The following is a 9013-nucleotide window of genomic DNA, read 5'->3' as shown; positions in this document are numbered from 1 at the left end:
CGGGTGCTGGCATGGGCCATGTTCTCGTTCTAAACGCGTCCTACGAGCCCCTCAACATCACCACCTGGCGTCGTGCGGTGGTGATGGTGCTGAAGGGGAAGGCGGAGGGGCTTGAGCATGACCCGGTTCGCAGGATTCGCGAGGACACGCTGCTCCCCACTGTGATCCGCCTGCGTCATTTTGTTCGGGTGCCCTACAAGCCGTTGCCCCTGACCCGTCGCAACCTGTTTCACCGCGATGGCCATCGCTGCCAGTACTGCGGGGCCAGCGCTCAGCAGCTCTCTGTCGACCATGTGGTGCCCCGCAGCCGCGGTGGCCTCGATACCTGGGAAAACGTCACCACAGCCTGTCTGCCCTGCAATGTCCGCAAGGGCAACCGCACGCCGCGGGAGGCCGCGATGCCGCTGCTGCGTCCACCTCATCGGCCCCTGGGCAGCTTCAGCTTTGAAGCCAGTCGCCAGATTTCGGCAGGGCTGCATGGCGAGTGGGCCAAATATGTGATTGGGGCCTGAGAGCGCTCAGCTGGCTACCTGTTGGGCCAGCTCCTCGAGCTGGCGGCTCTGATCGGCGGCGATTGAGGCACTGATCAGGTCGTGGAGCTGGCCGTTGAGCACCGGCTCAAGCGCGAAGTTGCGGCCTAGGCGGTGGTCGGTGGTGCGGCTGTCTTTGAAGTTGTAGGTGCGGATTTTCTCGCTGCGGTCGCCGCTGCCTACCTGGGCCAGCCTGGTGGAGCGCTGCTGGGCGTTGGCTTCTGCCAGCTGGCGCTCATAGAGCTTTGCCCGCAGGATTTCCATGGCGCGCTCACGGTTCTGCAGCTGGGAGCGCTGCTGGGTGCAGAACACCCGAATGCCGGTGGGCTTGTGCAACAGGTCTACGGCCGTTTCGACTTTGTTGACGTTTTGGCCGCCGGCGCCACCGGAGCGGGCGGTACTGATTTCGATGTCGCCGGGGTCGATCTGAACCTCCACGGGATCAGCCTCCGGCATCACGGCGACCGTGGCGGTTGAGGTGTGCACCCGGCCCTGGGACTCGGTGGCCGGCACCCGTTGCACCCGATGCACGCCGGCCTCAAACTTCAGCTGGCTGAAAACCCCATCCCCCTTGATGGCGAGGATCAGTTCTTTGTAGCCCCCGAGCTCGGCTTCGGAGGCGCTCACCGGTTCCACCCGCCAGCCCACCCCTTGGGCGTAGCGCTCATACATGCGGGCTAGATCGCCGGCCCAGATCGCCGCTTCATCGCCACCGGCGCCGGCGCGGATCTCCAACATCACGCTGCGCTCATCGCGGGGGTCTCGGGGCAGCAGGGCCACCGTGAGCTTGTCGAGCAGGCTGGCCGTGGCTTCCGCCAGGGTTGCCAGCTCCTCGTTGACCAGTTCCTCCATGGCGAGGTCGCCCCGATGTTCCTTCAGCAGGGCGCGAGCTTCTCGTTCTTCCTGCTGCAGTTTCTGCAGGCTCAGGTGGTCCTGCACCAAGGGCTCAAGCCGAGCCCTCTCGCGGGCGATGGCCTGCATCTGGCTGGGATTAGCCGCCACGGCTGGATCGGCCAGCTGGCGTTCCAGGGTCTCGAAGGTGCGGCGGGCCGTCTCCAGACGCTCATGCAGCAGGGAAGGATCCATCAGCGAGATAGGAGGAGCCCGCATGGGCACCAGACAACACAAAGCCGGGTGCCCGTAAGCACCCGGCTGGGGGGTTCAATCAGGCCTGCAGAGATCAGGCTTCGGCCACAGCGGGGGCCTCGGTCTCAACTTCGGTTGCAGCTTCGGCCGGGGCCTCAACTTGGGGCTCCTGCTTGGCAGCGGCGTTGGAGAGTGAATCTGCTCCACCCATGCCGTACTTGCGCATGAAGCGGTCTACACGGCCCTCGGTGTCGAGGATCTTTTGGGTGCCTGTATAGAAGGGGTGGTTGCCACTCCACACATCGACGTGGAGTTCGGGGGAGGTGGAACCGGTGGTCATAACCACCTCTCCGTTGCAAATCACCTTGGCATCGGGATACCAGGTGGGATGAATTTCGGCCTTGGGCATGACGGGGAAGGGGCTGATGGCGGAGGGAAGAAATCAGCGCTTGGAGAACTGAGGCGCCTTACGAGCTTTCTTCAGGCCGTACTTGCGACGCTCCTTGGCGCGGGGGTCGCGGCTGAGGTGGCCTTCTGTTTTAAGGGGTTTGCGGTTGTCCGGGGACAATTCACACAAGGCACGAGCTGCACCCTGCTTGATGGCGTCGGCTTGGCCAGTAAGCCCACCACCACGCACATTCACCAGCAGGTCATAGTCAGTTGCAAGCCCGAGAGTCTGCAGGGGAGCTTTGACCGCTGCGAGATAGACGGGGTTGTAGTTGAGGTAGTTGTCGCCAGGGCGACCGTTGATGGTTACTGTGCCGTTGCCGGGAACCACACGCACTCGGGCGACTGCCGTCTTACGACGACCCGTACCCCAATAGACGACTTTGTTAGTGCTCATTGGGCGGCAGTGGCGGGATCGAGGGCTAGGGCTTGGGGTTGTTGGGCAGCGTGGGGATGCTCAGTACCCTTGTAAACCTTCAGCTTGCGGAACAGCTGACGACCCAGGGCGTTGTGGGGAAGCATGCCTTTGATGGCTTTCTCCACGATCCGCTCAGGGATCCGGGCTTGGAGGTGGGCGAAGGTTTCGGTCTTCATGCCACCGGGCCGGCCGGAGTGGCGGCGGTAGATCTTCTGGGTCGACTTGTTACCGCTCACCTTCACCTTGTCGGCGTTGATGACGATGACAAAGTCGCCGGTGTCGAGGTGGGGTGTGTAGCAGGGCTTGTTCTTGCCGCGCAGCACTTGGGCCACTTCGCTCGCCAGGCGACCGAGGGTCTGATTCTCTGCGTCCACCAGGTACCACTGGCGGTCGAGGGAATCAATTGAGGGCAGGGGGGTCTTGTTCATTTCGCCTGATCAGGCACCGGCAGGCCGGAAGTGGGGCAGGACAGCTGGTCGTTGGAAACCCAACGCCCGGGTTCAGTGACCTTACCGCCTGGCCGGCGCGCCCCCAGGAGGTAGCTGCGCTGAACTGACGAAAGGCTGGGCTGAACCAGGCTGGAGATCCGGAGAATCGGAAATCTCGAGCTGATACCGCGGTTGGCAATCATACCAGGCGGCTCGTGGGAAAACTGGTTTGGGGTAGCCCACCCGCAGCAGGCAGAGGCCCTGCGGTGGTGCGGCCTCTTTTACTTCCACGCGTTGGCACTCGCGCCAGCGGCGCTCGAAGTCGGAGCTGCTGAGCCGCCCCTCGCCAACCGCCACGAGTTGGCTCAGCACCAGACGCACCATGCCGTAAAGAAAACCGCTGGCTTGCAACTCGACGCTGATCAGGTCACCCTGGCGCTCCAAACGCACCTCCTGAAGGGTGGTGCGGCCGTGGGCTCGGCGGCTGCCGGCTCGTTGAAAGGCAGAAAAGTCGTGTTCTCCCAGCATGGACTCCAGGACCTGGCCCATGGCTTGTTCATCCAACCGGCGCTGATAGCGGTGCCAGCTCCAGGGGGCCAGGAACAGGTTGGGGGTGCGGGCGTTGTAGATCGTGTAGCGGTACCGCCGGTAGCTAGCGCTGAAGCGGGCGTGCCAGCTGGGGTCAACCTCTACAGCCGCCCGGATGCGGATCGTGGCCGGTAGCCGACCATTGAGGGCCTTGGCCCAGCGCTCCGGCGGAATTGGCCCAGCAGCTTCGAAATGTGCCACCTGGGCAGCAGCATGCACGCCCGTATCGGTGCGCCCAGCAGCCATGGTGCGATTGGGTCCTTGGGGGTCAAGCCCAGCTATCGCTTGCTCCAGGGTCTGCTGCACGCTGTGGGCATTGCGTTGCCGCTGCCAGCCGCAGTACGCGGAGCCGTCGTATTGCAGGCAAAGTGCGATGCGGCGCAGGGCGGGGGCGGGAGTCAGCACGGGCACCATGCAGCCATTAAAAAACCGCGGTGGGCTTAAGCCACCGCGGCAGTTTGGAATCTCGCCAGAGGGGTAGAGATTTAGACCAATTCGATGATGGCCATTTCGGCGTTGTCGCCGCGGCGGGGAACGGTGCGGATGATGCGGGTATAGCCACCTTGGCGCTCGCCATAGCGGTCTTGAGCTTTGTCAAACAGGGCATGAACCAACTGCTTGTCATAGATGTAACCGATGGCGCGGCGACGGGCAGACAGGCTGCCGTCCTTGGCCAGGCTGATCATGCGCTCAGCTTCATCGCGCAACGCCTTGGCACGGGCTTTGGTCGTGGTAACCCGACCTTCGCGAATCAGCTGGGTGGTGAGACCCCGCAGCATGGCTTTGCGTTGGTCGGCGGGGCGTCCCAGCATGGGGACTCGGCACTGGTGTCTCATAGGTCTGACTCAGGTGAGAAGGCTGTCGGTAAAGGGGCCGCCGATCAGGCGCTAGTGCGGCTCTGGGGCAGGGTGATGCCGATGCGCTCCAGCGCTTCGATCACCTCGTCGGCTGATTTGGAGCCGAAGTTTTTGATCTCCAGCAGATCTTCGTAGCTGAAGCCCATCAGGTCGGACACGGAGTTGACCTGGGCGCGCTTCAGGCAGTTGTAGGCCCGCACGGAGAGGTTTAGCTCTTCGAGAGGAATTTGGGCCTCGGCGGAGGGCTCGGGCTCAAGGCCGGGCTCTTCAACCATGGTCAAGCTGGCCAGGGGCTGGAACAGACCGATCAGCTGGTTGGCTGATTGGGCCATGGCGTCGTCTGGTGTGACGCTGCCATTGGTTTCGATCTCCAGGCGCAGTCTTTCGCGAGCGGATCCACCCTCACCAACGGCGGTTTCATCCACCGTGTAGTTGACCCGGCGCACGGGCTTGAACACAGCATCGATCTGAAGCAGGTCAATGGCGTTGGTGTCTTCGCTGTGGCGATTGACGGGCCGATAGCCAACACCACGCTCCACATGGACCTCCATTTCGAGGCTGTGGCCTTCAGCCACGGTGGCGATCAGGCGATCTGAATCGATTACCTGAACCTGGGAGGAGAACTGCAGATCCGCGGCGGTAACCGTCGCGGGGCCATTCACCACTAGGCGTCCGATCTCCAGCTCGCGGTTGCGGCTGCTAACGGAGATCTGCTTGCAGTTGAGCAGAATGTCGAGCACGTCTTCACGAACCCCAGGCACGGTGGCGTACTCGTGGTTGACTCCGGAAATGCGTACCGCGGTGATGGCACTGCCTTCGAGGCTGCCGATCAGGACGCGTCGCAGGGCATTGCCAAGCGTGGTGGCCTGGCCGCGATCGAGCGGGCCGATCAGGAAGGTACCAATCTGGGATCGGTCTTCCGCGACCTCGTGCTCAATGCGATCGATTTGGTAATGCAACACGGTCTGAAGGGTCGAAAGGTTGGAGAAAGCCCAGGGGGGCAGGAACGAAACGACGACTCAGACGCGACGGCGCTTGGAGCGACGGCAACCGTTGTGGGGAAGGGGAGTCACGTCGCGGATCAGGGTGATTTCAAGGCCGGCCACCTGCAGGGCTCGGATTGCGGTTTCGCGGCCTGAACCAGGACCCCTCACAAGGACTTCGATCTGGCGCATGCCCTGCTCGAGGGCGCGGCGTGCTGCTGCTTCAGCTGCGGTTTGGGCGGCAAAGGGTGTGCCTTTGCGGGCTCCTTTGAAGCCGCTGGCACCGGCGGAACTCCAGGAAATCACCTCTCCGGCGGTGTCGGTGATCGACACGATCGTGTTGTTGAAAGTGCTCTGAATGTGGGCAACGCCGTTGGGGACGTTGCGCTTCGTTTTCTTGGCGCCGGATTTTTTGGCTGGCTTTGCCATGGCGGAAAGGCCTGCTGGTGCAGGAGGTGATCAGGGGAACGTCGGGAGGCACCCTGGTGACGCCGGTCGCTTACGCAGTTGGCGGCAGGGTGGGAGCAGGTGAAGGAAGGCGAGGCCTTACTTCTTCTTGCCGGCCACGGTTTTGCGAGCACCACGACGGGTGCGCGCATTGGTGCGTGTGCGCTGGCCACGCACGGGCAGACCCATGCGATGGCGGCGACCGCGCACGCAGCCGATGTCTTGGAGGCGCTTGAGGGCCATGCCCTCTTGACGGCGCAGGTCGCCTTCGAGGGTGAAGGTTTCGGCAGCACCGCGCAACTTTTGTACGTCGGCGTCGCTGAGGTCTTTTACCCGTATGTCAGGGCTGACACCGGATTTGGCCAGAATCTTCTGGGCACGGGTAAGACCGATGCCATACACGTAGGTGAGGGCAATCTCGACGCGCTTTTCGCGTGGGATATCAACGCCGGCAATCCGAGCCACGTAGTAATTCGATGAGGGGGCAAGGGGCTCCGCCTGAACGGAGCGGGGAAATGATGCACAGCTGGCCCCCAAGGGGGCGGGCTAGGGCTGGTCAGCCTTGGCGCTGTTTGTGCTTGGGATTGGTGCAGATCACCATCACCCGGCCGTGGCGACGAATCACCCGGCATTTGTCGCACATTCTCTTGACCGAGGCACGCACCTTCATGGGAGTTGTGCTCTCCTAATTTGCAAACCGACAACCTACCACACCGGTCAACACCCTTAAGTGACTCAGCCGAGCAGGGCGGCGATCCGTTCAGCGATCGCATCGACGCTGCCATTGGCCTCAATGGCCTGCAGCAAGCCAAGCTGCTGATAGTGGTGAATAAGAGGTGCGGTCTGTTCCCGGTAGACCTCCAGCCGGTGGCGAATCACGCTTTCGTTGTCGTCAGAGCGCCCCCGGCTAAGGAGCCTTTGGATCAAGACGGCGTCGTCGAGCTCCATCAGCACCACTAGCTCGATCGGTTGCTGCAGCTCATCGAGCAACAGCCCCAGAGCCTCGGCTTGGGCGAGGTTGCGGGGGAAGCCATCCAGTAACCAGCCGCCGCCGCCGCTGGCGGCCAGTGCTTCCAGCCGGCCACGCACAATCGCCAGCACCAGCGCATCACTCACCAGCTCACCACGGGCCATTACGGCCTCGGCTTCCTTACCCAGATCGCTGCCAGCAGCTACCTCCGCCCTCAGCAGGTCCCCCGTAGAGAGATGCAGCAGCTGGCGATCGGCGGCCAGTTGCTGGGCTTGGGTGCCCTTGCCAGCGCCGGGGGGGCCAAGGAAGAGGAGACGTTGCTTCATCGCTGAACTTGAAAGTTGGAGGAAGGGGTTGCTGCGAGGCCCGCAGGCAAGGGGCTGGTGGTCACTCGCGCACCATGCCCTCGTAGCGCTGGGAGATCACGTAGGTCTGCACTTGTTTGGCTGTGTCGATCGCAACGCCCACAAGAATCAGCAGGGAGGTGGCTCCCAGTCCCTGGAAGGTGCGCACCTGGGTGGCCCCTTCCACGGCTGAGGGAATGATCGCAACGGCGCCAAGGAACAAGCCGCCGAGCAGGGTGAGTCGGTTTTGCACTCCGCTCAGATAGCTGGCGGTGGCAGAGCCGGGCCGCACGCCAGGGATCGCCACCCCACTGCGTTTGAGGTTGGTGGCGATGTCCACCGGGTTTACGGTGAGTGAGGCGTAGAAGAAGCCGAAGCCGCAGATCAGGCCGAAGAAAACCAAGGCGTACAGCCAGGGAGTGCTGCTGTTGGGGTTGAGATATCCCGCCAACTTGATCAGCCAAGGGTTGCGGGTGAGGTTGGCAATGGTGAGCGGCAGGAAAACCACGGCCGAGGCAAAAATGATGGGCATCACGCCGCCGGCGTTGAGCTTGAGCGGCAGATAGCTCTGGCGCGCCGCAAGCACCCCTGCTCCGCCCACTTGGCGCTTGGCGCTGACAATTGGGATGCGGCGGTTGCCTTCCTGCACAAAGATGATCCCCACGATCGTCAACAGGAAAACCAGCACAAGCACGACAATGCCGCCAACTGTGCTGCGGTCACCGCTCTGGGCCAGCTCGATCGTTGAACCCAGGGCCTTGGGCAGGGTGGCCACGATGTTGACGAAGATCACCAGCGAGGCGCCTTGACCGATGCCTCGCTCGGTGATCACCTCGCTGATCCACATCACCACCATCGAGCCGGTAACCAGGGCGAGGGCCGTTTGGATTACAAACACCGGCTCCGAAAGGCCCTCTGTGGCGTATTGCCGCAGGATCAGGGCAAAGACCAGGCTCTGAAGGATGCCCCAGCCCAGAGCTACGTAGCGGGTGATCTGGGCGATCTTGCGCCGGCCGGCCTCGCCCTCATTCTTCTGGAGGTCCTCCAGTTGGGGCAGGGCCGCGGTAAGCAGCTGAATGATGATCGAGGCGTTGATGAACGGCAGGATGCCCAGAGCGAAAACGCCGAGGGTGGACAGGCCGCCCCCGGTGAAGATGTCCAGGAACCCGATCAGCTGACCGCCCTGGGAGAGGAACTGCTGAAAGGCCACCCGGTCGATGCCTGGCATCGGGATGTAGATGCCCAGCCGGACCAGCAGCAGCAGGCCGAGGGTGGTTAGCACCCGGTCGCGCAGTCCCTTCGACTGGATCAGTTGGCTGAGGATTTCCCCGGCGCTTGGGTTGCGACCCCGGCTAACAAGCATGGCGGCGTGTGATGGACATGAAAAAACCGCCCATCAAGACCCGTGGCGTGCCCGGGGCTCGACTGGACGGCTCAGACCTTAGGGCGGAGGCCCGCAAGGCGATCAGATGACTTCGCAGCTGCCACCGGCAGCTTCGATCTTGGTGCGGGCGCTGGCAGTAAATGCGGCGGCCTGCACGGTGAGCTTGACGGAGAGTTCACCGTTGCCAAGCACCTTGAGGGGGTGCTTGGGGCTGGTCACGAGACCATCCTTCACCAGGGAATCGAGGCTGATGGTGCTGCCGGTTTTGCAGTCGGCGAGCTTGGCCACGTTGATGATCGTGAACTCCTTCTGGTTGACCAGCTCAAAGTGCTTGAGCTTGGGGATGCGGCGGTAGAGAGGCATTTGGCCACCCTCGAAGCCAGGACGGGTCGGCCGACCCGAACGGGACTTCTGGCCGCGCATGCCGAAACCGCAGCTGGCACCCTGGCCCGCAGCAATGCCGCGACCCTTGCGGAGCTTGCGGCGCCGGGCGCCAGGGTTGGATTTGAGAGACTGGAGATTGAACGTCAT

The 9013-nt window shown here is 63.0% G+C and carries 14 protein-coding genes; 1 reads left to right on the top strand and 13 read right to left on the bottom strand.

The annotated features are described in order from the left end of the window. Positions 1-11 precede the first annotated feature (11 nt). Positions 12-512 (top strand): HNH endonuclease, encoded by a 501-nt coding sequence (locus C7K55_RS09075; RefSeq protein WP_106632442.1) that lies wholly within the window; start codon positions 12-14, stop codon positions 510-512. Between the two features lie 6 nt (positions 513-518). Here C7K55_RS09075 and prfA read toward each other — a convergent pair whose 3' ends face one another. The 13 genes from prfA to rplO all read right to left on the bottom strand — a co-directional run bounded on the left by prfA (position 519) and on the right by rplO (position 9013). After that, entirely contained in the window at positions 519-1616 is a 1098-nt protein-coding gene (prfA, locus tag C7K55_RS09070; protein ID WP_106632405.1) for a peptide chain release factor 1, read from the bottom strand. 94 nt (positions 1617-1710) lie between these two features. Then, entirely contained in the window at positions 1711-2025 is a 315-nt protein-coding gene (rpmE, locus tag C7K55_RS09065) for a 50S ribosomal protein L31 (RefSeq protein WP_106632404.1), read from the bottom strand. Positions 2026-2058: 33 nt separating this feature from the next. Beyond that, positions 2059-2460, bottom strand: a complete 402-nt coding sequence (rpsI, locus tag C7K55_RS09060; protein ID WP_106632403.1) for a 30S ribosomal protein S9 — start codon at positions 2458-2460, stop codon at positions 2059-2061. Beyond that, positions 2457-2909, bottom strand: a complete 453-nt coding sequence (rplM, locus tag C7K55_RS09055) for a 50S ribosomal protein L13 (protein ID WP_106632402.1) — start codon at positions 2907-2909, stop codon at positions 2457-2459. The genes rpsI and rplM overlap by 4 nt, the downstream gene beginning before the upstream one ends. A gap of 81 nt (positions 2910-2990) precedes the next feature. Continuing rightward, positions 2991-3911 (bottom strand): tRNA pseudouridine(38-40) synthase TruA, encoded by a 921-nt coding sequence (gene truA / locus C7K55_RS09050; RefSeq protein WP_106632401.1) that lies wholly within the window; start codon positions 3909-3911, stop codon positions 2991-2993. 71 nt (positions 3912-3982) lie between these two features. Next, entirely contained in the window at positions 3983-4333 is a 351-nt protein-coding gene (gene rplQ, locus C7K55_RS09045; protein WP_106632400.1) for a 50S ribosomal protein L17, read from the bottom strand. 44 nt (positions 4334-4377) lie between these two features. Beyond that, the gene (locus C7K55_RS09040; protein WP_106632399.1) at positions 4378-5316 is read right to left on the bottom strand and encodes a DNA-directed RNA polymerase subunit alpha; all 939 of its coding nucleotides are present in this window, start codon (positions 5314-5316) and stop codon (positions 4378-4380) included. A 57-nt stretch (positions 5317-5373) separates the two neighbouring features. Then, positions 5374-5766 (bottom strand): 30S ribosomal protein S11, encoded by a 393-nt coding sequence (rpsK, locus tag C7K55_RS09035; RefSeq protein ID WP_010311626.1) that lies wholly within the window; start codon positions 5764-5766, stop codon positions 5374-5376. Between the two features lie 117 nt (positions 5767-5883). Continuing rightward, the gene (gene rpsM, locus C7K55_RS09030; RefSeq protein WP_106632398.1) at positions 5884-6249 is read right to left on the bottom strand and encodes a 30S ribosomal protein S13; all 366 of its coding nucleotides are present in this window, start codon (positions 6247-6249) and stop codon (positions 5884-5886) included. Positions 6250-6340: 91 nt separating this feature from the next. Then, positions 6341-6454, bottom strand: a complete 114-nt coding sequence (gene rpmJ, locus C7K55_RS09025; protein ID WP_048018126.1) for a 50S ribosomal protein L36 — start codon at positions 6452-6454, stop codon at positions 6341-6343. 65 nt (positions 6455-6519) lie between these two features. Beyond that, on the bottom strand, positions 6520-7080 hold the full coding sequence (locus C7K55_RS09020; protein WP_106632397.1) for an adenylate kinase: 561 nt from the start codon (positions 7078-7080) through the stop codon (positions 6520-6522). Between the two features lie 61 nt (positions 7081-7141). After that, on the bottom strand, positions 7142-8461 hold the full coding sequence (gene secY, locus C7K55_RS09015) for a preprotein translocase subunit SecY (RefSeq protein WP_106632396.1): 1320 nt from the start codon (positions 8459-8461) through the stop codon (positions 7142-7144). Positions 8462-8563: 102 nt separating this feature from the next. After that, positions 8564-9013, bottom strand: a complete 450-nt coding sequence (gene rplO / locus C7K55_RS09010; protein ID WP_106632395.1) for a 50S ribosomal protein L15 — start codon at positions 9011-9013, stop codon at positions 8564-8566.

The organism is Cyanobium usitatum str. Tous (assembly GCF_003011885.1).
Taxonomy (GTDB): Bacteria; Cyanobacteriota; Cyanobacteriia; order PCC-6307; family Cyanobiaceae; genus Cyanobium_A; species Cyanobium_A usitatum.
This window is presented reverse-complemented; position numbering and strand designations above follow the sequence as displayed.